The organism is Weissella soli, from assembly GCF_001761545.1.
GTDB lineage: Bacteria > Bacillota > Bacilli > Lactobacillales > Lactobacillaceae > Weissella > Weissella soli.
The window spans coordinates 1373726-1396630 of record NZ_CP017326.1; the positions used below are offsets into that span (position 1 = coordinate 1373726).

The 22905-nt window shown below is 43.3% G+C and carries 20 protein-coding genes and 1 tRNA gene; 4 read left to right on the forward strand and 17 right to left on the reverse strand.

Annotation, left to right across the window (positions count from 1 at the left end):
• Window positions 1–4: 4 nt before the first annotated feature.
• From WSWS_RS06660 to WSWS_RS06675, 4 genes are all read right to left on the reverse strand, one after another.
• Entirely contained in the window at window positions 5–289 is a 285-nt protein-coding gene (locus WSWS_RS06660; RefSeq protein ID WP_070230538.1) for a GNAT family N-acetyltransferase, read from the reverse strand.
• A 14-nt stretch (window positions 290–303) separates the two neighbouring features.
• On the reverse strand, window positions 304–852 hold the full coding sequence (locus tag WSWS_RS06665; protein ID WP_070230539.1) for an NlpC/P60 family protein: 549 nt from the start codon (window positions 850–852) through the stop codon (window positions 304–306).
• Between the two features lie 138 nt (window positions 853–990).
• Window positions 991–1842 (reverse strand): COG3942 and LysM peptidoglycan-binding domain-containing protein, encoded by an 852-nt coding sequence (locus WSWS_RS06670; protein ID WP_070230540.1) that lies wholly within the window; start codon window positions 1840–1842, stop codon window positions 991–993.
• A gap of 477 nt (window positions 1843–2319) precedes the next feature.
• On the reverse strand, window positions 2320–4398 hold the full coding sequence (locus WSWS_RS06675; protein ID WP_070230541.1) for an ATP-dependent Clp protease ATP-binding subunit: 2079 nt from the start codon (window positions 4396–4398) through the stop codon (window positions 2320–2322).
• A 297-nt stretch (window positions 4399–4695) separates the two neighbouring features.
• Here WSWS_RS06675 and WSWS_RS06680 point away from each other — a divergent pair, with 297 nt between their 5' ends.
• Entirely contained in the window at window positions 4696–5709 is a 1014-nt protein-coding gene (locus WSWS_RS06680; RefSeq protein ID WP_070230542.1) for a zinc-binding alcohol dehydrogenase family protein, read from the forward strand.
• A gap of 70 nt (window positions 5710–5779) precedes the next feature.
• On the opposite strand, the gene rpmF is transcribed toward WSWS_RS06680, so the two are convergent.
• A complete protein-coding gene (gene rpmF, locus WSWS_RS06685; RefSeq protein ID WP_070230543.1) occupies window positions 5780–5950 on the reverse strand; it encodes a 50S ribosomal protein L32 in 171 nt (56 codons plus the stop codon).
• A gap of 312 nt (window positions 5951–6262) precedes the next feature.
• Here rpmF and WSWS_RS06690 point away from each other — a divergent pair, with 312 nt between their 5' ends.
• Together WSWS_RS06690 and WSWS_RS06695 are read left to right on the forward strand one after the other, a co-directional pair.
• Window positions 6263–6718, forward strand: coding sequence for a MarR family winged helix-turn-helix transcriptional regulator (locus WSWS_RS06690; protein ID WP_070230544.1), 456 nt, complete (start codon window positions 6263–6265; stop codon window positions 6716–6718).
• Window positions 6719–6792: 74 nt separating this feature from the next.
• Window positions 6793–6864 (forward strand) — tRNA-Gln (locus tag WSWS_RS06695).
• 135 nt (window positions 6865–6999) lie between these two features.
• On the opposite strand, the gene WSWS_RS06700 is transcribed toward WSWS_RS06695, so the two are convergent.
• From WSWS_RS06700 to secA, 11 genes are all read right to left on the reverse strand, one after another.
• The gene (locus WSWS_RS06700; RefSeq protein WP_070230545.1) at window positions 7000–8148 is read right to left on the reverse strand and encodes a PTS sugar transporter subunit IIC; all 1149 of its coding nucleotides are present in this window, start codon (window positions 8146–8148) and stop codon (window positions 7000–7002) included.
• A gap of 223 nt (window positions 8149–8371) precedes the next feature.
• Window positions 8372–9373, reverse strand: coding sequence for a D-2-hydroxyacid dehydrogenase (locus WSWS_RS06705; RefSeq protein ID WP_070230546.1), 1002 nt, complete (start codon window positions 9371–9373; stop codon window positions 8372–8374).
• A gap of 339 nt (window positions 9374–9712) precedes the next feature.
• Entirely contained in the window at window positions 9713–10306 is a 594-nt protein-coding gene (locus WSWS_RS06710) for an ATP-dependent Clp protease proteolytic subunit (protein ID WP_070230547.1), read from the reverse strand.
• Window positions 10307–10360: 54 nt separating this feature from the next.
• Window positions 10361–11314, reverse strand: coding sequence for a DNA-binding protein WhiA (whiA, locus tag WSWS_RS06715; RefSeq protein ID WP_070230548.1), 954 nt, complete (start codon window positions 11312–11314; stop codon window positions 10361–10363).
• Window positions 11315–11330: 16 nt separating this feature from the next.
• Complete coding sequence (locus WSWS_RS06720; RefSeq protein WP_070230549.1) at window positions 11331–12329, reverse strand: gluconeogenesis factor YvcK family protein; 999 nt, start codon at window positions 12327–12329, stop codon at window positions 11331–11333.
• Window positions 12326–13189, reverse strand: a complete 864-nt coding sequence (rapZ, locus tag WSWS_RS06725) for an RNase adapter RapZ (protein ID WP_210726309.1) — start codon at window positions 13187–13189, stop codon at window positions 12326–12328. The genes WSWS_RS06720 and rapZ overlap by 4 nt, the downstream gene beginning before the upstream one ends.
• 134 nt (window positions 13190–13323) lie before the next feature.
• The gene (locus WSWS_RS06730) at window positions 13324–15012 is read right to left on the reverse strand and encodes a glycoside hydrolase family 43 protein (RefSeq protein WP_070230551.1); all 1689 of its coding nucleotides are present in this window, start codon (window positions 15010–15012) and stop codon (window positions 13324–13326) included.
• A gap of 189 nt (window positions 15013–15201) precedes the next feature.
• On the reverse strand, window positions 15202–16107 hold the full coding sequence (locus WSWS_RS06735) for a sodium:solute symporter (RefSeq protein ID WP_371859418.1): 906 nt from the start codon (window positions 16105–16107) through the stop codon (window positions 15202–15204).
• 112 nt (window positions 16108–16219) lie between these two features.
• On the reverse strand, window positions 16220–17236 hold the full coding sequence (femX, locus tag WSWS_RS06740) for a UDP-N-acetylmuramoylpentapeptide-lysine N(6)-alanyltransferase (protein WP_070230552.1): 1017 nt from the start codon (window positions 17234–17236) through the stop codon (window positions 16220–16222).
• A 130-nt stretch (window positions 17237–17366) separates the two neighbouring features.
• A complete protein-coding gene (prfB, locus tag WSWS_RS06745) occupies window positions 17367–18482 on the reverse strand; it encodes a peptide chain release factor 2 (RefSeq protein WP_070230553.1) in 1116 nt (371 codons plus the stop codon).
• Between the two features lie 73 nt (window positions 18483–18555).
• Window positions 18556–20925 (reverse strand): preprotein translocase subunit SecA, encoded by a 2370-nt coding sequence (secA, locus tag WSWS_RS06750; protein WP_070230554.1) that lies wholly within the window; start codon window positions 20923–20925, stop codon window positions 18556–18558.
• 360 nt (window positions 20926–21285) lie between these two features.
• On the opposite strand from secA, the gene WSWS_RS06755 reads away from it, so the two are divergent.
• Complete coding sequence (locus tag WSWS_RS06755; RefSeq protein WP_070230555.1) at window positions 21286–22131, forward strand: NAD(P)H-hydrate dehydratase; 846 nt, start codon at window positions 21286–21288, stop codon at window positions 22129–22131.
• A 65-nt stretch (window positions 22132–22196) separates the two neighbouring features.
• On the opposite strand, the gene WSWS_RS06760 is transcribed toward WSWS_RS06755, so the two are convergent.
• Window positions 22197–22904 (reverse strand): type 1 glutamine amidotransferase, encoded by a 708-nt coding sequence (locus WSWS_RS06760; RefSeq protein ID WP_070230556.1) that lies wholly within the window; start codon window positions 22902–22904, stop codon window positions 22197–22199.
• Window position 22905: the final 1 nt, after the last annotated feature.

A 22905-nucleotide genomic window follows, 5' to 3' on the forward strand; every position in this document is an offset into this window, starting at 1 on the left:
CTGATTAAGCCTCATGCCACTCTAACGTCTGATACTCAGGCGTTCTAAAAAACTTCTGTCGGGCATAACTGCAAATCGGCCGTAACTTGACATCTTGTTCAATGGCTAAATCAACGACCGCTTGCAATAGTTGCCCAGCAACACCTTGTCCCCGTAATTCAGGAGCCACAATGGTTGAATTAATCGACCATACGCGGCCATCTTCAATGGCTGGAAATAAAATTTCAGCATCCACAGTGCCGGTCGCGTTTTCGTGATAAATCCGGCCAGGTTCATAATTAAATTCCATCTCAACATCCCCCATTAGGTATTACGCAATGTTCCCGCAAAGTCTGGTAACCATTGTGATTGTAGTGGCTTAACCAGTACCTCGTTATCTTGCGGATCAGCCACCAAATATTTACCACCACCCAAATAGATACCTGCACCATAGGCATTACCGTGTGAACCCCAGAAAAGCAGGTCACCCGGGCGTGCCTGGGAAGCTTCAATCGGAATGGTTGCACCTTCTTGTTCTTTAGTAATCAGGGGGAAATTCACCCCATATGAACGATTATAGACATATTGAATCAAGGTGCCTGTATCGAATCCTTGCTCTGGTTCACGGCCACCAGCCACAAATGGCACGTGTTGCAGCTTGTTAACTAGTGTCCAAAAATCTTTGCGTAAATACGCCATCAAGGCCGCAAACATTTGTTGTTCAATACGTCGATTCTGCAATTCTGGCGCCAACTTCACGGACAATAGTTTAAAAACCTCTTCACCACGTGGTTCAACGAAAAATATTTCGGCATCCACGATACCCTCTTTATCTTTATGGAACAAATGTCCATTCGATACCTCAAATTCCATGACGCCCCCCTTCGCTTTATAGTCACGTCCATATGCATCGCCACAAGCGATGTTACCATTTTATACTGTTATCAAAAAGAGATAGAACACCTAAATGCTCTATCTCTATTTTAACCGATTTAACGTTTTATTTGTAAATTATGATTGGTGGATGTAAGTCCAACCAGAAGCTGAAATCGTCCGTGTGTGATACAACAACCCAGCGTAGTTTCCTTCGGAGATGGTGATGGTACCGTCACCGTTGACTGACTCAACAATGGCAACGTGACCGTATGCACTTGCGCCAGCTTGACCAGCTTCAAACACAACAACGGCACCCTTAGCAGCTGTATTATCTACGCGATAGCCAGCAGCGCGTGCTGATGTATCCCATTGGTTAGCATTGCCCCAGTAGTTACCAACCCAAGAAGCATGGGCCTTGACGTACCATGTGCATTGTCCGTATGGGTATGTGTTAGTCGTGCTAACAGTCTTTGATGTCGTACTAGTCGTAGCGGTAGTTGTGGCAGCCGTTGTTGTCGTTGACGTCTTAGTGGCTGTCGTAGTAGTGCTGGCACTAGCTGATAACTTCAATGTTTGACCCACGTAGATCAAGTTACCATTGTTAGCTAATTTATTGATTGAAACCAATTCAGCCGCTGAAATGTTGTTAGCAGCCGCGATGGCATACAAAGTATCCCCAGACTTTACCGTAACTGTACGGCTAGTAGAAGTTGATGCTGTCGTCGTTGTACTAGTGCTAGTTGTCGTGGCAGTCGTTGATGTTGCTGACAACTTGATTTCTTGACCAACAAAAATCAATCCCGTATTCGTGATGCTGTTCAGACGAGCCAATTCACTAACTGATGTGCCATGTGCCTTGGCAATTTGGTATAAAGTATCCCCAGATTTTGCAGTGTATGTATCAGCGTTAGCAATGGTTTGTGAACCAGCGATCGCAGCAATCGTCCCAGCAGCTACAAGCAATGTGTTCTTTGTCGCGTTTTTCATATTGATTCCTCTTCCTTGTACTTACTATGTATTTCGATTCTTAAGTAATCGACTTTTCTTTACTTTTCCTAAACGTTCTTTAGATTTCCTTAAACAACTTAACAATATCTAGTATAACGATTGATTGTTGCATAGAGATAGTCGCTTCTTTGTAGTTTTATGAAAAAAATTACATTAATGTTACACCAACCTTAAGCGCGCAACCCGCAGTATATCAACATTTGTGAAAAGTAACATTCTGTTATCCGCAGATTTGTACCACGAATATTTCAAAAGTTACAAGTGACATCGCGCACACCAACAGAACAAACCTTTGCTGTGACCGCATTTTGCCTGTTACACATCCAACTAATATTTTAAAATAAGGTCCCCATGTGCCCTAAAAACAAGCCCACGATCATCGCCCAATAAATTCACAAGCACAAAAAAACAAGTAACTCATCAGACTTGATGAGTTACTTGCAAAATTATTTTATTTTAACTAGCCGCCACCGTCTCATCGACATGCAAGGCGGCAACCTTGATTTCATCGTCAATCAGCTCAGCTTGCAATTGCTTGATATCTGGATTATCCAAGTAAAAGTCGGCAATTTGGTCTTCCAACTGATCTTGGATCACTCGGCGTAATGGTCGGGCTCCCATCGTTGGATCGTACCCCAGGTCAACTAAGCGATCCTTAACGTCTGCCGAAATTTCAATCGATAGCCCGTTTTCCACGAGGACAGCTTGCATATCAGCCAGCATCAAATCGACAATCTGCAACAGATTTGCCTTTGACAAGGCGTTGAATTCAATTACCGCGTCAAAACGATTCAAAAATTCTGGCTTGAAATATGGTGCCAAGCGCGCCATTAAATCATCATTATCGGTCGTTTCATCGAAACCAACCTTGGCACTCTTGACCCCTGTCCCAGCGTTTGACGTCATGATGATGACAGTGTCTTTAAACGAAACCGTATGCCCTTGTGCATCAGTTAAGCGGCCATCATCCAAAACCTGTAAAAACATGTTCATCACATCAGGGTGGGCCTTTTCAACCTCATCTAGCAAAATCAATGAATACGGGTGACGCCGAACTGCCTCTGTCAATTGACCAGCTTCTTCGTAGCCAACGTAGCCAGCTGGTGCCCCAATCAGCTTCGAAACACTGTGCTTTTCCATGTACTCTGACATATCAAACCGGATCATACTATCAGTTGTGCCGAATAATTCCTTGGCCAAACGCTTAGCTGTTTCGGTCTTTCCCACACCGGTCGGTCCAACAAACAAGAAGCTTCCAATTGGACGGCCAGACTTGTTAAAGCCAACACGATTCCGGCGAATAGCTCGGGCAATCTTACTAGTTGCTTCATCTTGACCAATCACATGGGCAGCCAAATTCTCAGCGAGATGATTCAACTGCGTTTGCTCAGACTCCTGCAGCTCACCCACTGGAATACCCGTCTTCTCCTCAACAATTTGTTGAATATCCTTGACGGTGACTGTCTGCGCATCATCAACAACTGGTTGACTAGTCTTAGCTGCCTCCAGTTGACGTTGAAGCTGCTCAGCCTGGGTCTTCCAATAGCCAGCCTTCTCGAAGTCTTCACGGTCAATGGCTGCCTGCTTTTCTTTTTCAGCATAATCAATCTGCTTTTGCACCTTAGCCGGATCATCAACCTTGATAGTCAAATTCTTGCGTGAACCCGCCTCATCAATTAAATCAATGGCCTTATCCGGTAAGAAGCGTTCCTGAATATACCGATTCGACAAATTCACAGCGGCTTCTAAAGCCTCATCACTGTACTTTACCTTGTGATAATCCTCATAACGCGAGCGAATTCCATTCAAAATCTGTAAAGCTTCATCTGTTGAAGGCTCGTTGACTTGGACAGTTTGGAACCGACGTGCAATCGCTGCGTCTTTTTCAATTTGTCGATACTCATTCAAAGTAGTGGCCCCAACCAATTGGAACTCGCCACGAGCCAAGGCTGGCTTTAGGATGTTACCAGCATCCATCGACCCTTCGCCAGCTGTACCGGCACCCATAATCTCGTGAATTTCATCAATGAACAAAATGATGTCATCACGCTTTGAAACTTCATCCATCAACTTTTGCATCCGCTCCTCGAATTGTCCACGCACACCTGTGCCCTGAACCAAGGAAACAACATCTAGTCGAATGACTTCTTTATTTTGTAACTTAGCTGGCACTTCGCCATTAACAATTGCTTGTGCCAATCCTTCAACCACGGCCGTCTTTCCAACACCCGCTTCACCAATCAGAACAGGATTGTTCTTGGTACGACGGTTCAAAATTTCAATAACTCGCGCTATTTCATCATCTCGACCAATGACTGGGTCAAACTTACCTTGACGTGCCAACTCAGTCATATTGATACCAAATTGCTCAAGTAAGCCCCCATCCTGCGCTTGTTGTACTTCTTGTTGACGTAATTGTGATTGTTGTTGGGCAGCGCGTAGTTGCTGCTCACGACGTAAACGATCACTATCCATGGAACCGTTTAATGCCCGGAAAATATCGTCAAAATCACGAAATGGATCATATGTAGCCATAATAATGACCTCCCTATTTTTTATTTTATTTATCATTGTAACTTCTGGTATTTAATGGTATTCCCTGATAAATACCTTCGTCTCCACACCACTAAGTGGCAGGTCGAATTAGGACTCATCTCTATATCTCACTCCTAACTCTATGATTCTATTTTAGCACTCTACTACGAAGAGTGCAAGTGTTTATGTCTAAAATATTTCATTTATTTCAATATGAGCAATCGCTAATTTAGCACCAATCAAATAAAGCCGTGTATAATGATCTCATATAAAACTAACGGAGAAAATAATTGCAAAATGACAATCACACGCATGCAAGCAGTAATTACAACTAACAACCCAGCACAACCATTGATCGAAGCCAGCGTGCCAACAACGCCATTAGGTGCTAACGACATCTTAGTGAAAGTGGCCGCAATTTCGATTAATCCGGTTGATCAGAAACAACGACTCATCGCCACACAAAATAACGCCACCAAAATCCTGGGATTTGATGGCGTTGGTGAAGTGATTGAAATTGGTTCCGCTGTGACTAAATTTAAAGTGCATGACCGCGTCTATTACGCTGGGGAACTTGGCCGGAATGGTTCTTATGCTGAATATCAAGTTGTCCGTGAAGATCTAGTGGCCATCGCCCCGGCCAACTTAGACGATGCAGAAGCGGCCGCCATCCCATTGACTTTTCTAACTGCGTACGAACTGTTATTTGATCAATTTGGTTTGAAGCCTGAAGCTCAAAGCCAACGCGGGCAAACCATTTTGATTATTAATGGCGCTGGCGGCGTCGGTTCTGCCATGATCCAGCTTAGTCAGTGGTTGGGCATGGATGTGATCGCCACTGCTTCACGGCCAGAGACCACCGCCTGGGTGACCAAACTAGGTGCCCACCATGTGGTTAATCATCGCCATGACTACGTTAGTGAGCTGAAACAGCTGGGCTATCCCAGCATTCCCTACATTGCAATTTTAAGTGCCACGAACGAGCATTTTGCCAAGGCCGCCGAATTAATCGCGCCATTCGGCCATATAGGCATGATTGTTGAACCAACAGCCCCATTAGCCATTGGTGATCCCTTGAAAGCCAAGGCAGCCTCGTTGCACTGGGAATTTATGTTTGCCAAGGCCTTGAATAACTACAACGTTGCCTCACAAGGGGACGCCCTAGCTTTTGCAACTGATCTCATCGAAAACAAGCACTTTAACACAACCCTGACAGAAACCATTGAAGGTTTTTCAGCTAGCAACATCTATGCCGCGCAAGAGAAAGCCGGCAGTGGCAAAATCATTGGCAAGTTAGCCATCAAGTATTAATTCGGATTCCTTAGAGAACACAAAAAAGCCAGTTATCAGATGATAACTGGCTTTTTATGATTATTACTAATTACTTAGCAACAACTTGCTTACCATTGTAAGTGCCATCAGCGGCCACGTGGTGGTTACGTACGTAAACACCATTTTCGTTCAAGTGGATGGTAGGGGTCTTCAAACCACCTTGACCACCACGACGTGAGCGCTTAGCATTCTTTGAAGTCTTACGTGCAGGAACTGCCATAATTTAATCCTCCTTCACACCGCCGGGCCCGAAGAGGAGGCAGTGTTAAAATTAATAATCGATTATTTTTTCAACTATCCCAATTTACATGAAATTCATGACATTGTCAATGTGTATTACCCCTTTTCTTAATATTTGCAGAAAGAACCCCCCTTAACTCGTCACCGATTGACTCCATCGAGTGGCCAGCAATCCACATATTTTATTATTTATTCGAAAATTACTTCCTATAGGCGCGAAAACACCTGACAATTTGTGAAATTTATGGTAAACTCAGTTTGTTATTAAATTCACGAATTCCAGGAGGACATTATGCAATTACTTGATGATTATATCGATGCTTACATTTCAACCCTCAAGTATTTGGATGAAGTTGTGTCTGAACCTGCAGCAGAGTATGGACTGTCTTTTGAACAATATTTGATTATGCATGCCATCGCCGAATCATACGACGATATCACACTTACTGACATTGTTGAGAAACGCAAAGTTACTCGAGCCGCAATTTCTCGCCAAATCAAAATGTTGATGAAAAAGGAATATGTCTATCAGGAAACTGATTGTCATGATCGTCGTCGGCAAATTCTGCGCCTGACTAATGAGGGCAAAGAAGTTTGTGAAGTTGTCACCAATCGTGTGACAAATCGCTGGTTATCTTGGGAGCAAGCATTTGGAGCAGATCGTCTGCAAAGCTTTTTAGACTTTGTACATGACTTCGAAAAAGTAGTTGTTTCTAAGACCAGAGCACAGTCGCATACTATTAACTAGGCATGCGCGAGTTACCACGAAAATATTATTGATAAACAAGTAACTTTAGTGTACAATTATTGAGTTAACTTGTTTGGGTATTAGCCAAGTGGTAAGGCATCGGTTTCTGGTACCGTCACGCACTGGTTCGAATCCAGTATACCCAGTTTTATCCCATTTAAAAAAACGACCAAGCTCTTGATATCAGGCTTGGTCGTTTTTTTGATGATCTTTTCAATGAAAGCATTAGACAAAAAAAGCAATTGCATCGGAACATGCAATTGCTTTTTTAGCTAAAACTATTAGATTTCTTGTTCGAAGTCAGCTGGCTTGTACAAACCAACCTTCGTCGATACGAAGTCAACAACCAAACCTGCAACCACTGGAATCACAAAGAAAATGACTAGTGAGAGTACAGGGCTGATATAGTGATTGATGAAAGCTGCATCAGCCGCATCCTTAACGAATGAGTTAACGGGTGATACCATTCCAATCCAACCAAATCCGGCTGAAGTTGGTGTTCCTTGGGCGTTAAACAAAGCCACTGGAATACCGGCGATGGCAGCCGTGATCATAAATGAAATCAACGTTTGTGGCTTTGCAAAGACGGAAGGCATCATGCCCTTCATTGCTCCCAAGAAGATGGCTGCTGAAGTTCCCTTCTTGTTTACCTTAATTGAGTTAATCAACAGAACGACTGTGGTTGCAATAACTCCCACCCCCGCAGCGGCTGATCCAACCCCTGACAATGAAATGGCCAAAGCGATACCGACCGTAGAAACTGGTGTCACGATAATCACTGAGAAAGCAATCGCAATCAACATTGCCATTGGTACCGGTTGTAGATCAGTGAATGTCTTAATGAGTTCACCAATCCAAGTAGTAATATCCCCAACATAAGGGGCGATGTACTTACCAAGTAATCCGACCAGACCACCAACAACGATGGGACTCAAGATAATGGCAACCGAACCAAAGCCCCAAAGGTACTTTGAGACTAACCACGTTGCCAAGACAGCAATGGCTGCGACAATCATGGCGTTAATCACGTCACCCGCACCACTCGCAATATACACTGTAGATGGTGCAACAGACTTAATCCCAGTAGCTGGGTTAACCCAGCCAGCCACCGCAGAACCCCATTTGATTGACCCTGAAGCTGCACCAACCGCGATAGCAGTCACGCCGACATCCAGTGGCTTCATCTTAAATTGCAAAGCAACTGCGACACCAATCAGAAATGGAATAAATGATGTAAATAAAGTCAAAATAGCTGACAATTGTGAAGCCCAATTTATTACACCGGGTGTAATAAACAACTTCAAGAGATATTTCAAAACAGCTGATGGCAAAACACCAATCAAGATACCTTGTGCCGAACCACTCAATACCTTAAAGAAGAAGTCTTTTACTTGAAGCTTTGTGTTGCCACTAAAATACTCAGTTTCCATAGAACAATCACTCCTCAAAATCTTTTAAACTAACCATATCTCTCTCCAGAAATAGTTAATTTCATCCGAAAAATAGCAAAATAAAAAGGCTTACCGTTAATGGGGTTACCTTTCTACTGTAGGTAGACTTACTACTCGCTTGACTGCCTGAAATAGCAACTACGCTGCGTGATTGTTATTTCAGGCAGCCCCGCTGGGCTACCTTTATCATCAAGCACCAAAATTAGTACTTAACGACGTTTCCTTCTTTTTCACCACCGTTAGCAAAAGCCACAGCTGCATCAAATGATTGATGAACCATCTCACGTACAGCATGGGTAGTATAGAAAGCAGTGTGAGGGGTAACGTATACGTTCTCACGGTTGATCAAATTTAGCAAACGAGCATCTGGGAATTCAGTGTCACGCCAATCGGCATTGAAAACACCAACTTCATTTTCATAGGTGTCAATAACAAAGCCGTACAACTTACCTGAATCTAACGCCGCAATCACTGCATCGGTGTCAACTAGCGCACCACGTGAGACGTTAACCAAAACGGCATCATCTTTCATGTGCGCAATCGCATCAGCATCAATCATATGATCGTTGGTACCAGGAATGTGTGGCACATGCAATGAAATGATGTCAGATTGTTCTAATAGTTCTTCTAGGGTATCCACATACACACCTGCAGCTTCTAGCTCAGGGTTACGGAATACGTCATATGCAATAACTTTAGCGCCAAATCCCTTCATGATGTTCATGAAGACACGTCCAATGTGGCCAGTTCCAACAACACCCACAACTTGATCACGGACCTCACGACGAATCGTTGGTTCCCAACGTAAATCATGTGATTGAATTTTGTTCTCCATCACCTTAGCTTGGCTTAGCAAAGCCGCCACTTGAATGGCTGCATGTTCAGCAATGGCATTTGGTGAATAAACGGGCACATTTGAAACATTGAAGTTAAATTCACGTGCAGCATCGAAGTCGATGTTGTCAGTTCCAACGTTACGCAATGACAAGTTTGTCACCCCGACCGCTGCCAAAGCGCTCAAAGTTTCACGCGTGTAATCAAGTTGTTGATAGACAACTGCGGCGTCTGCACCTGCAGCCAACTTAGCGGTCTCAGGATCTAAAAGTTCTTGTGTGTAACCTACCTCGATCTCGGGGTTAGTTCGCTCCCAAGCTTCAACGTATGGAATCTCATCATTACGAATACCGTAAGCAAAAATCTTCATGATTCGTTCTCCTAAAATTTTCTTTTTGTAACGTTTTTACAGATTTTATTATACTTCACATTTGTGAATTTGACAACAATGTTAACAAATTTTAAGTGTTTAATATCTACAAAAACGCTAAAACGTTTATTTAACAACCTTTTACACCTTGTGAATAATAGTAAAATAGACCCAAATTGGCCTTTGACAGTGATAATTTTTTTCATAATTTCACTGACTTTTTGTAAACTACACCCACATAATACTACATTAAATTGGCTTTTATCAACTAAGACGAAAAAACACCGATAAAAAAGCACATATACATCCTTTTTTATCGGTGAGATTTAAGTCAATTATTTAATTTTGATCATTAGATGAAGTCATGACCTTGTCAATCAACCCATACTCTAACGAATCCGTGGCTGATAACCACTTGTCTCGTTCAATATCGGCATTTACTTCTTCCAAAGGCTTACCAGTATTCTCGGCCAATACTTGGGCTAACTCTTGACGCGTCTTTTGGATTTGTTCATAGGCAATCCGCATCTCTGTTTCTTGACCTTGTGTGCCACCCATTGGTTGGTGAATCAAGAATTGTGAGTGTGGCAACATTGAACGCTTACCTTTGGCGCCTGATGAAGCCAAGATTGACGCCATTGAAGCCGCCAAACCAACTACAATCGTTTGCACGTCCGCATGAATAAAGTTCATCGTATCGTAGATTGACATACCTGCAATAACTTCACCACCTGGTGAATCAATGTACATATAGATGTCCTTATCTGGATCTTGGGCATCCAAAAACAACAACTGCGCCTTCACGGTAGCTGCCATAGCTGAGTCAATTGGCCCAGTCAACATAATGATACGGTCGATCAATAAACGTGAGTAGATGTCATATGAGCGCTCCCCACGGGCTGACTGCTCAATGACATATGGAATCGGATTCATTTTAGTTCCTCCTATAAATATCAGTGTATATATCATACCACTAACTGACTTGTGTTACATGTTTTTTGGTAGTTGACCACCATTGCGTAAATCATCGGCTAATTTTGAAATTTTGCGCAACCGATGATTCACACCTGATTTAGAAATTTCACCACTACGCACAAATTGTCCTAATTCTGATAGTGGTTCCGAACGATGCGTTAACCGGACTTCCGCGATTTCACGCAACTTTTCCGGTAACCGGTTTAAACCGACTTCCGCATCTAAAAATTCAATATCTTGAATCTGCTTTTGACTAGCAGTCACCGTTTTTTCGATATTAGCATTCTCTGCATTTACGAGGCGATTCACGGAATTACGCATATCACGCATCACCCGAATATCTTCAAACTTTAACATCGCTAGCGTGGCACCAATCAAATTCAGCATATCAACAATCTTTTCAGCTTCTTTTAAATAAACAATATAACCCGAACGACGTTCAACTAGCTTAGCGTTCAAGTCGAATTCGTTCATAAATTGTGCTAACTGCTGTACCTGTTCTTCATAGAGCGAATAGATTTCCAAATGGTATGCGCTCTTATCGGGATTATTTACTGACCCAGCTGCTAGAAAAGCGCCCCGTAAATAGGAACGTTTCATACCCTCGTTACGTAACCATTTTTCAGAAACTGTCTGTGACATTTCGAAATCTTCGAAGATATGAAGTTGATTTAATAATTCCTCAGCCCCTTGCATGACCCGAACAACATATAAATTATTCTTTTTTAACTTCATTTGACGCCGGACACTGATTTCGGCATGAACATCAAAAAACTGTTGCAATAAAGACAAAATTCGACGAGCAGTGGCTGCATTTTCGGTCTGCACATTCAGCGTCCAATGCATGTTACTGAGCCCTAACGCACCATTCATCCGTAATAAGGCGGATAATTCAGCCTTGGCGTTTTCTGGCTTGGTAATTTCAAGCATGGTTAATTCTTTTTTGACTTCACTGGCAAACGACATATGCACCCTCCTCTCATTAATTTTGTTTGGTGTCACTAGCGATTTGCATTAACAAATCGGCTAAAACATTAGCATCGTGAAACGCACCATCATCACGTAATTCCAACAAATCACCGGTGATCGGCACGGCCCCTTGTTCAATAATGGCGTCAGGATCGTGCCGGACTTGATGTGACAGTTCGTTCCAATGTTGCCAATCAATATATTCCTCAGGCACAATGCCACTATTCATAACGACCACGTCAACAATTTCCCCCTCAGCATGTTGGTTAATCACACGCAAATGATCACCATCGGAAAAATCATCTGTCTCACCTTTTTGCGTCATGATATTTGAAATGTAGACCACTTTAGCTCGTGTATTACGTAATGCAGACGCCACATTGGGCACGACAATGTTTGGCAAAATGCTTGTGTATAAACTACCCGGACCAAGCACAACCACATCTGCATCCAAAATGGCGTTAACTACTTCGCGACTAGCTTCTGGAGGCTGCTCCTGGCCGGCCGTCACCCACACACGCTCGATTTCTTTATGAATGGCCGTAATTTCAGCCTCACCCGTTAATTCTGTGCCATCGGTAAACTTAGCATGCAACTCTAGCGGCTCATTGACCACTGGATACACATGCCCATTCACTTTCAGAATCTTTGACAAGTATTCGATTGCTGGGAAAATATTACCTGTTTTTTCAGACATGGCGGCAATCACCAGATTCCCCAATGCGTGACCAGTCAAAAAATCGTCACCTTCTTTAAACCGGTATTGAAAAAAATCAATAAATTCCTGATCAACCGTTGAAAGGACCGACAAAACATTGCGAATATCACCAGGTGGCACCATCTTCAAATAATCACGCAATGTACCTGATGAACCCCCATCGTCAGCTACTGTAATAATCGCTGTGAGATCAACATGATACTGCTTTAGTCCGCGCAAAATAACAGGTTGCCCTGAACCGCCACCAATAACGACAATTTTACGGGGATCTTTTATTTCATAATTATAGGTCATACGCTCTGTCCGTTATCCTTCCGACGTTGCATATCCCGGTGATACTCATCTACTGGCCATGGTGTCGTTTTCAATTGCTCTACCAAACGATGCGTGAATGCCACCGAACGATGTTGACCACCCGTGCATCCAAAGGCAATGGTCAGTGAACTCTTCCCCTCAGCCTGGTATCGCGGTAAACTCCATTCAACCAAATCAGCAATTTTCGTATAGAATTGTTCGGCACCTTCTGAACGCCAAACAAACTCAGCTACTGGTTCATCCAGTCCCGTTAATTCACGCAGTGCGACGTCATAATAGGGATTCTGCAAAAAACGCACATCAAATACTAGATCGGCATCCAAAGGTAAGCCATATTTGAACCCAAAGCTCATGACATTGATCCTAAACAGGCTATCCTGGGCAGTCGTGCCACCATAATGCTCGATTAAATATTTTCTCAGCTCCCGTGGACCAAAGGAAGATGTCTCAATCACTTCATCCGCTTTATAAAGGACCTCAGACAGCAACTCACGTTCATTATGGATATCGTCCAGTGTCCCGTGCCCCCCAGATAACGGATGATGCCGCCGCGTTTCTTTATAACGTGCGACCAATTCTTCATCAGTTGCATCCAAAAAGATTAATGATAGCTTGTAACTACTATCATTCGCATCGCGCATGTCTTGGACCACTTTCGCCAAGTCAGCAAAAAATTGTTCTGAACGCAAATCAATCACAACCGCCGCACTCCGCGTTGGCTCTTGTTCTTGAAGCAAACTCCAATAGCTCGCTAACATTTCTGGTGGGAGGTTATCGGTTGTAAAGTAATTCAGATCCTCAAAAGCGCGCATCGCTACTGTCTTTCCAGCTCCTGACATGCCTGTCAAAACTACCAATTCAGATTTAGCCACTTCGCTACCTCTCTTTTATTTTCTGATTTCAATTATACCAGATGTCAACAACAAAACAGGCATGCCCCAACGGACCTGCCTGTTAATTAATTTTTATTTAATTAGAAGTAACGCGTTTCCGCAGCTCGCCAGGAAAATGACCCATCAGCTTCTAGGTAATCGCCCAACTCCTTGTAGTCAAAGAAATCAAATTCAGCAGTGCTATCATATCCTGAATAATCAACCGCTGCTAATCCAACATAAGCACCTGTGAAGAAGCCACCATATTCACGTACTACGTAATCATCTGACAAGACAGCTGCATCTAGCGTAATACCAGTTTCAATCCAATCACCATCGTCAAATGCATATAGATAAGTGTATGACTCTTTACGTACTTCAGTTTTGAAACGAACCCATTCAGTACCCACGGGAATTATAGGAGCATCGTCCTTAAAATATGAAGAGTACGAACCGTTGCGTAGTCCACCTTTGTTTTCACCGATCTCAATAACTGGCGCACCCTCGTCATTTTTTGTCACAAAAATCCATGACCAATGAGAATGATTATAATAGTTTGTCAGCCCAGCCATTGCTTGGTATGAGTAGGGATCAAACTTAACCTTGGTCTCGGCATCGAAGTAAAACGCTTGCCAACGACGAGCAATCAAAGATAGATCAAATGGATTGGCTAATGAACCTTGTCCAATCAACTTTAATGATCCGTTACCAGTTGTACCCATCTTTTCAGTGAATGGTACCCGAAGAGTATTCCAATTTAAATCCAACTTTTCTGATACGAAATCATCATGTTGTGAGTGATCGGCAGGCGCTTCAGTTTCAATAGCATCTTTAGGTGCATCTACAAACGTTTTGCCCCCATGGCCGCCCTCAACCCGTGGCCATCCTTGTTCATCCCAGTAAACCTTTTGGAGAGAAGTTTCACGTCCTAAAGTTGACCAACCACGCGGGTCAGTAGCCGACTCGTTATCATGGTTCCATGGCCGAGCAGTTAGTGAAGCATAATACCATTCACCACCAGGTGTATTCACTAAAGCACCATGACCCTGCTTTTGTAAGTATGAATTTGGTGTGTCAAAATTAGTGAGAAATGGTCCATCAGGTTCTACAACGAATGACTTGGCATCTAAACTCTTTGAACGTGCCACTACCTCTTGGTGAGTGAAGATAGTACCACCTTCAGCGGCAAATAAGAAATATTCACCATTAAGTTTGTATAAATGCGGACCTTCGACTAATTTTACAGCAGTACCCTCAAAAATTGTACGCGCCGTCGCTGGTTTCAACTTCATCGTCTCAACATCAAATTCAGTTAAAGTGATGCCATCAAATGGGTGATGGTATTCACGATGGTCCCAAGTTTGTTGCACTAGGTATTTACGACCATCCTCATCATGAAACATTGATGCATCAAATCCGACACCATTAACAAGCGTTGGTGCTGACCAAGGCCCTTCGATCTGCTCAGCCGTTGTCAAATAGTTTTTCATATCCTTAAATGCGCCATCAGTAATCTTGACATCAGTGTAAATCAACCAGAATTTACCATCGGCATATGATAGATCTGGGGCCCAAATACCTCCTGATGATGGGTTGCCTTTCATGTCCACCAATTTAACAGTGTCCAACACATTAGTGACTAAATTCCAGTGAACTAAATCCTGCGAGGCGTGAATACGCACCCCAGGAAACCATTCAAAAGTTGATGTTGCAATATAATACGTATCTTCAACACGAATAATTGACGGATCTGAGTTAAATCCAGGTAAAATTGGGTTTTTAATTTGCATGTTTGTGCTCCTTTTAATTAATGAATTCAAACCATGAGTGAAATCGCTTTCATTGCACAATATCATTATAAAACGGTTGGTTTATTAAATCAACCAACTTAATGACGTTTGTTTTTTTTAAACAAATGTTTCTTTTTTCACAATTAGAGCCATCAAAAAAACAGCTCAAAATGAGCTGTTTTATCATGCCTAATGGCGTAATTCTGGTTTTTTTGATTCTCGATAGAGGCCAAAGGCAGTCCATAAAGCGATCAAAACAATAAAGTAACTTAGTACAGTGATATTGATGCCGGTGACAAATTTAGCCGCGATGATGACCCCAATAACACCACCCACCACCAAACCGGGTAAGCCACGCCATTCAACGCGACCAGTACGCACAAAATTCAGAGTTGCCGTGAACATAATCATTGCTGCATCCATCATCATAACCGGGAAGGCAATCAATGGGTTGACGCCAACCAATGAAAAGAAAATTAATTCTGGCGTATAGTTACCCAAACCAATTGTCATCAAAACACCCAGACCAAAGTTGACCACTAACCCAAGAACTAGCAACCACCCATGCAAACCATGCACAGCCATTGAATCCGTTTGTCCCGGATTGGCTAATAGTTTAATCAACATAAAGAGGGCTGCAATCGTTAATGCAATCGATAAAGCGTGTTGAATTTTACGGGTTGGCCAATTAGCTGTAAGACGTGTCCCAATCGTTGCACCCGTAACCGCTGCTAGCGTCATCGGAATCAAGGTCATTAATTCAATCTTCACTGATGTTAAGAAGAAAAGGGCCTCAACGAATACCGGAATCGCATGGGCCGCGTTCATTGTTCCTGGTAATTTACGATCATCATCCATATAGTTAGTTAGTTTAAACAATGTCGTTGTGGTCGCAAAACTACCAATACCAATCGTATCACCAAAGTCAGTCACTAACCCGATGAAGAAACCCTTACCAAAACTCTTAGTTAAGCCTACTTGTTGCTTCTTCATATTTCGCAAATATACTACCACTAAACTCAGCAGAGCCACAACCAATAACACTTGTAACCCGACTAAGACTTGCATCTCAATATTCATCGCTGCTTCTGTCATATAAATTTTCTCATCTCTCAAAATTCAATAAATTCTATTTTAGCATCTCACTCTTCACATTTCGACAACTAAAGTAAAAAGACCACCTCAACATGAGATGACCAGTTTCACTTTAGACCTGCACTAGTTCATTATAGACGGCTTCGTCCAACACAACATCGATTTCACCGATGTATTCTACTGGAGCTTCCTTGATGAAAGTGTGTTTAAATACATACAACCCATCGGTCTCATCTGGTGTGTCGATACCACCCATGTCATACCTTGCAACACCTGCATCCAGCGCCCATTGAATCATGGCCGTTTGGACCGCATATGGTGCATAAAAGATATTACCATCTTCCGAACCGGCATACATATACCAGATTTTGTCACCATACTTAAAGCCAATCCCAGTTGACAATACTTGCTGATCTTTCTTGGCAATAAATACTCGTAAAATGTCTCCATCTGTGCCGAAAGCGTCTAGCATACGTTCAAAATAGGTCATCGGCCGATATGAGATGCCGTGGCGATCAGCCATATCAGCATACGTCTTAAAGAAAACTGCGATCGCTTCCTGGTCAGCAGCCCAATCTACTTCAACACCATCCCGCAACGGACGCTTTAATTTCGATTTAGTTTTTGAAGGATACAAATCAAAGGTTTCTTTTGCATCGGGCTTAGCTGTCAAATCTAATACCATGTTCAAACGTGGTTGAATTGTTGCATGCATCCCCCCCGCCAGATTGCGATTACGAGTGACATAACCGCGCGCTTGTAATTCAGTATCTAATGCATCAGAATAAGCAATTTCCGGGTCCATCCGCAACAAATAAACATTGTCATCTGCCAATGCGGTTTTGGCCTCAGCAACTAGTGCATCAAACAAATTCAAATCATGCATATCCATCACCGGACCTTTCGATGCATACGCAAACTTTTTACCACTAGCCGTCTCGGTTAGTAACATGGAGAGGGTGGCCTGAATATTTCCCTGATCATCTTCAAGATAAACATACTTGGGCACCCAATTATTCTTCACCATTGCCCAACCGAGATCTTGTGTGACTTGCCCAAATTTCGAAGAACGGACAAACGTTTGATAACGCGCAACTGTCTGTTCATCATGTAAATCTAAAACTGGCATAATTATCGTATCTTCCTCATATTCATAATCCTAATCCGTAGAAAATAATAGCATTTTTATCACATAAAAAAAACGTTCTGCCATTAGTCAGAACGTTTCCTTAAATTATTAGCAGCCCCTCATTATGCAACTATTCTGGATTTTGTTCGGCTAATTTCCATTGCAAGTATGCATTGATAAAGCCATCTAAATCGCCATCCATAACTGCTTGTGGGTTACCAGATTCAAAGTTAGTCCGGTGATCCTTGACCATTCGGTAGGGATGGAACACGTACGACCGAATTTGGGAACCCCAGCCATTTTCCAGTTGATCACCAGAAATCTTGGCGCGCTCAGCTTCCTTCTTGTCCATTTCCAACTGATACAGCTTGGCTTTCAACATTCCGTAGGCCGTATCCTTATTTTGGAATTGTGAACGTTGCTGTTGCGATGCGACAACGATACCCGTAGGAAGATGTGTCAATCGAACGGCCGAAGAGGTCTTATTGATATGCTGCCCACCGGCTCCTGAGGCGCGATAAACGTCCATTTTAACATCGGCTGGGTTGATATCAACCTCAACTGAATCATCCAATTCAGGCATCACATCGATTGAAACAAAGGAGGTATGGCGCCGGCCAGCTGAATCGAATGGTGAAATACGGACAAACCGATGTACCCCACGCTCTGAGCGCAAGTAACCATAAACATTGTGACCGCTAATCCTCAATGTTGCTGAATCCAAACCCGCAACATCCCCTGGGTGGTAATCCATTAGCTCAACCTTAAAGCCATGTTGTTCCGCCCAACGAGTGTACATTCGACGTAAGTTTTCACCCCAGTCAGCCGACTCGGTACCACCAGAACCCGGGTGGATTTCTAAGATCGCGTTGTTTTTGTCGTATGGTTCGTTAAGAAGTTGCGCCAAGCGATAACTTTCCAGGTCTTTTTCTAATTTATCTAAATCAGACTCAAGTTCCAGCATCATCTCTGCGTCTTCCATTTCAGCAAGTAATTCGATGGCCGTTTCCACTGACTCGACGCCATTCGTCAAGTTCAGATAGTCATCGCGCCGATTTTTGAGATCATTATTCGCATCAATAACTTTTTGCGCCGCCACATGGTCATCCCAAAAATTAGGATGTGCCATTTCATCTTCATTGGCCGCGATTTGATCCGTGAGTGCGTCCAAATCCAAGGATTCACCTAGATGTTCAACTTCTTCTTTTGCTTCGCCCAGACGACGACGTGCTTCTGCTAATTCCATTTGCCGACCTTTCTATTAATCATCTACATAGAAAAAGAAAGCCGAAAAATCGACTTTCTCCAATTTTAAGTGGTTAGTTACGCAGGTTTTGACGAATTTCTGACTTCATGAACAAACGGGTGGCATCATATTCGATCCCCGCAATCATTTCGTCAAACATCCGGAACCCTTCATTTTGATATTCAATCAAGGGATTTAATTGACCATAGCCACGTAGTTGAATCGCATCACGCAATTGGTTCATCGCTTCCATATGATCCGTCCAATGTGAATCAACCACCCGTAAGATCACAACCCGGGTGAATTGCAAAAGTTGTTGCTTATCAGTTAAAGCAGCCACTTTTTCGTCATAAACAGCCTTCGCACGATCATGTAGGTATGCCTTGATTTGATCAATTGACTTGCCTTGCAGATTTTCACGTGAGATGGATGTTTCCGGAACAATCGTGGCGCCCGCAAAATCGACAACCGCCTTTAAATCCCATTCCTTCTCACTACCATTGACATGGGCATCAACCACCCGGTCAATCGTTCGGTAAACCATTGGCAAGATCACATCTTCTAAGGAATCCTCAGCATCAATGACGGTGTTCCGATCACGATAAAAGACTTCACGTTGTTGCGACATCACATCATCATATTGCAACACATTCTTACGAGAATCGTAGTTATTTCCTTCAACCCGCTTTTGGGCTGACTCAACTGAACGAGTGATGAGACGATTCTTGATAACCGCATCCTCTTCTGCTAGATTCATGCGTTCCATGAGCAACTTAATCCGCTCACCACCGAAACGAATCATCAAATCATCTTCAAGTGACAGGAAGAATTGTGAAAATCCTTTATCACCTTGACGACCAGCACGACCTCGTAATTGATTATCGATACGCCGTGATTCATGACGTTCAGTACCGATAACGGCCAGGCCACCTAGTTCTGCAACACCCGGTCCCAGTTTGATGTCCGTGCCTCGACCAGCCATGTTCGTGGCGATTGTCACAGCACCGCGTTGACCAGCGTTAGCAATAATTTCAGCTTCCCGGGCGTGGTTTTTAGCATTCAACACATTATGTGGAATCCCAACACGATCTAATAATTGCGCTAACAATTCTGACGTCTCAACCGCGACCGTACCAATCAAAATGGGTTGCCCCTTGGCATTTAAGTCTTGTACCATTTCAACGACAGCGCGGAATTTTGAGCGCAACGTTGGGTATAACAAATCTGGTGCGTCAAACCGCTGAACAGGCCGGTTCGTTGGTAATGTGATGATTTCCATATTATAGATTTCACGGAATTCTTCCGCTTCAGTCTTGGCAGTACCTGTCATGCCGGATAACTTGCGATAGCGCCGGAATAGGTTTTGATACGTAATTGAGGCCATCGCCCGATTATCTTCTTGGATTTGGACTTGCTCTTTGGCTTCCAAAGCTTGGTGCAGACCGTCAGAGAAACGACGACCTTCTTGAATACGTCCTGAGAACGCATCCACTAAGACAACTTCACCATCCCGAACAACGTAATCTTTATTGTTATGCATGGTGTAATTAGCACGCAAAGCATGATCAATATGATGTGTCAAAGCGGTGTTTTGCGACCCATATAGGTTTGCCAAATTGAAATACTTTTCAGCCTTGGCAATCCCTTCATCGGTCATCATGACCGTCTTTGATTCTTCATCAACGTTAAAGTCCGTTTCAGCAACCAATGATTTTGCAAAACGATCAGCCCGAATATAGAGTTGCGTACTCTCTTGCGCCGGTGCGCCAGAAATAATCAACGGCGTACGCGCCTCGTCAATCAAAATTGAGTCGGTTTCGTCCACCAAAGCATAGTTTAGGGGACGTTGAACACGGTCTTCCTTACGGGCAACCATGTTATCACGTAAGTAATCAAAGCCAATTTCAGAGTTGGTTGAGTAGGTGATATCTGCCAAATAGGCTTCACGCTTCTCTTCAGGTGATTTCTCAGAGGTGTTAATACCAACTGTCAATCCAAGCCAGTTGTATAACTCACCCATTTCAGTTCCGTCACGCTGGGTCAAATATTCATTGACCGTCACAACGTGGACGCCTTCAGCAGGCAAAGCATTTAAGTAAACGGCCATTGTAGCCGTTAACGTCTTACCTTCACCAGTCTTCATTTCGGCGATATTACCACCGTGTAACACGGCTGAACCCATAATTTGCACGTGGAATGGGTATAACCCTAAGACACGCTTGGCTGCTTCACGCACGACCGCAAAAGCTTCTGGTAAAATGTCATCCAACGTCTTACCTTGGGCCAACAGTTCACGGAAGTAGGGGGTTTTAGCTTGCAATTCTGTATCTGACAGAGCCGCCATGTCATCCGCGTATGTTTCTACTTTGTTTGCTAGTTGATTCAGCTGACGTAGTGTACCACGATCACTTTCAATTATTTTCCGTAATGGATTATTAGCCATATTATTTTTTCAATCCTCTTAACCATCAAGTCATGCACCGACAATTCGGCCATGCTACCTCATACCAGTTTAACATAAAATTACCCGACTAAGATAGCATTTCAGATAGTTGATTAGTGCGATTCCCATTAATCCAAACCCATTAATTTAGGATTATTTCAAACGCGCTGGGCGCCGATTTGCGCGAATTAATTTTCTCAGGACCGTCGAATCCTACTTGCTTATGGCGACACGACGCTGATTTCACAAATGTTGTTGACCAACGTCTTGTTCACTAACCTACTAATGCCAATTGAAGTAATGAATTTGTTATAATTTTTGCGTATAATAGGCCCTAGAATATCCATCTTAGGAGCGCTTATGACAGCTGAATTAAACTCAGAAATATTGCACGAAGTTTTTCAAAAACGTGCTGTGAATACCCATAAAGGCGACTATGGTCGCGTATTACTCATTGGTGGTAACAAATATCTTGGTGGTGCCATCTTAATGGCTGCATCCGCCTCGGTTGATTCCGGGGCCGGTCTCACAACTGTTGCCACTGACGCGACAAATATTGGCCCCTTACACGCCCGCACACCTGAAGCGATGGCCATCGATTGGGCTGACACGGTGGCGCTTGCGGAGCAACTTGAAAAAAGTGACGTGATTCTAGTTGGCCCAGGCATGGGAACCGACGAATTCGCCGTCCAGTTACTCAAGACTGTCCTGTTTGGTGTCACTGCTAAACAGATTTTAGTAGTTGATGGCTCAGCGATTACGATGATGGCTGAACATAATCTCTCATTCCCGCTCAATACATTTACGATTGCCACCCCACACCAAGGTGAATGGGAGCGACTTTCAAATGTGATGATTAAATATCAAGAAGATATTCCGGAAATGACCGAATTACAACGACAAAATCTCAATATCGACGTTTTGGTGCTCAAGAAATATCACACGCAAGTCATTAGTAATGATCGGCACGTTGAGTTACGCATCGGTGGTCCCTTCCAGGCCACAGGCGGCATGGGGGATACACTAGCGGGGATGATAGCTGGCTTCGTTGGCCAGTTTCCAGAGCCACGGCGCGCGACCGAAGCGGCCGTTTATGCGCATAGTGCCATTGCTGAACAACTAGCTGGTCACAATTGGGTGGTTAAGCCCTCATTTGTCTCTTCCTTCATTCCAAATTTCATCGCCTCAATTCAGACGAACTTATAGTATTTAATGACGCATAATTAATTTTAACGGCAAAAAAGGGCCTTCAACCGAAGGCCCTTTTTATGTTAAAAAAATTCAGGTTCAACATGTGCCAGCTGAGCTGCCCAATCGACTTCAGGATATTTGCGTGTCAAGATAACCTGTAACACGCGTAACGCCAAGTTACCATTACGAGTGAAGATTGGGCCATGGAAATAGGTACCATAGACATTTTTGTAAATTAGCCCTTCACTCCCATCTTCACCGTTATTACCGTTTCCTTGCAAAATATCGCCTAAAGGACGTTCATCTGCACCTAGGAAAGTACGTCCTTGATGATTTTCAAACCCGCGATATTCTTGACCGGTTTCCTTATTCTTAACCAAGACGTTCCCGATAAACCGGCTATTTTGCTGATTCAACGTGTAATGATCCATCGCTGCAATACCTTCAATGCGGGTACCATCAGCTAATAAAAAGTATTGGCCGAGTAATTGGAAGCCCCCGCAAACGCCTAACAAAGGCCCGTCATTTTCAATATACCGTTTGATCGCCACAGCCTTATTTGGTAAATCACGTGCAACCACTTCTTCTTCATAATCTTGGCCACCACCAAAGAGCACAAAATCGTATTGGGTCTCATCGAAAGCATCCCCCAACGACACTGATGACACTTCGACGTCCACGCCAATTTGTTGCGCATAGTATCGCAAGGCAACAATATTGCCGTAATCACCATAGGTATTCATCAAATCAGCGTACAAATGTGCAGCATGAATAACATATTCTGCCATA

Excerpts from the sequence above, each read along its gene's own strand:
- WSWS_RS06660 (WP_070230538.1), bottom strand. The coding sequence starts at position 289 with ATGGAATTTAATTATGAACCTGGCCGGATTTATCACGAAAACGCGACC.
- WSWS_RS06665 (WP_070230539.1), bottom strand. The coding sequence starts at position 852 with ATGGAATTTGAGGTATCGAATGGACATTTGTTCCATAAAGATAAAGAG.
- WSWS_RS06670 (WP_070230540.1), bottom strand. The coding sequence starts at position 1,842 with ATGAAAAACGCGACAAAGAACACATTGCTTGTAGCTGCTGGGACGATT.
- WSWS_RS06675 (WP_070230541.1), bottom strand. The coding sequence starts at position 4,398 with ATGGCTACATATGATCCATTTCGTGATTTTGACGATATTTTCCGGGCA.
- WSWS_RS06680 (WP_070230542.1), top strand. The coding sequence starts at position 4,696 with ATGACAATCACACGCATGCAAGCAGTAATTACAACTAACAACCCAGCA.
- rpmF (WP_070230543.1), bottom strand. The coding sequence starts at position 5,950 with ATGGCAGTTCCTGCACGTAAGACTTCAAAGAATGCTAAGCGCTCACGT.
- WSWS_RS06690 (WP_070230544.1), top strand. The coding sequence starts at position 6,263 with ATGCAATTACTTGATGATTATATCGATGCTTACATTTCAACCCTCAAG.
- WSWS_RS06700 (WP_070230545.1), bottom strand. The coding sequence starts at position 8,148 with ATGGAAACTGAGTATTTTAGTGGCAACACAAAGCTTCAAGTAAAAGAC.
- WSWS_RS06705 (WP_070230546.1), bottom strand. The coding sequence starts at position 9,373 with ATGAAGATTTTTGCTTACGGTATTCGTAATGATGAGATTCCATACGTT.
- WSWS_RS06710 (WP_070230547.1), bottom strand. The coding sequence starts at position 10,306 with ATGAATCCGATTCCATATGTCATTGAGCAGTCAGCCCGTGGGGAGCGC.
- whiA (WP_070230548.1), bottom strand. The coding sequence starts at position 11,314 with ATGTCGTTTGCCAGTGAAGTCAAAAAAGAATTAACCATGCTTGAAATT.
- WSWS_RS06720 (WP_070230549.1), bottom strand. The coding sequence starts at position 12,329 with ATGACCTATAATTATGAAATAAAAGATCCCCGTAAAATTGTCGTTATT.
- rapZ (WP_210726309.1), bottom strand. The coding sequence starts at position 13,189 with ATGTCAGGAGCTGGAAAGACAGTAGCGATGCGCGCTTTTGAGGATCTG.
- WSWS_RS06730 (WP_070230551.1), bottom strand. The coding sequence starts at position 15,012 with ATGCAAATTAAAAACCCAATTTTACCTGGATTTAACTCAGATCCGTCA.
- WSWS_RS06735 (WP_371859418.1), bottom strand. The coding sequence starts at position 16,107 with ATGACAGAAGCAGCGATGAATATTGAGATGCAAGTCTTAGTCGGGTTA.
- femX (WP_070230552.1), bottom strand. The coding sequence starts at position 17,236 with ATGCCAGTTTTAGATTTACATGATGAACAGACAGTTGCGCGTTATCAA.
- prfB (WP_070230553.1), bottom strand. The coding sequence starts at position 18,482 with ATGGAATTAGCAGAAGCACGTCGTCGTCTGGGCGAAGCAAAAGAAGAA.
- secA (WP_070230554.1), bottom strand. The coding sequence starts at position 20,925 with ATGGCTAATAATCCATTACGGAAAATAATTGAAAGTGATCGTGGTACA.
- WSWS_RS06755 (WP_070230555.1), top strand. The coding sequence starts at position 21,286 with ATGACAGCTGAATTAAACTCAGAAATATTGCACGAAGTTTTTCAAAAA.
- WSWS_RS06760 (WP_070230556.1), bottom strand. The coding sequence starts at position 22,904 with ATGGCAGAATATGTTATTCATGCTGCACATTTGTACGCTGATTTGATG.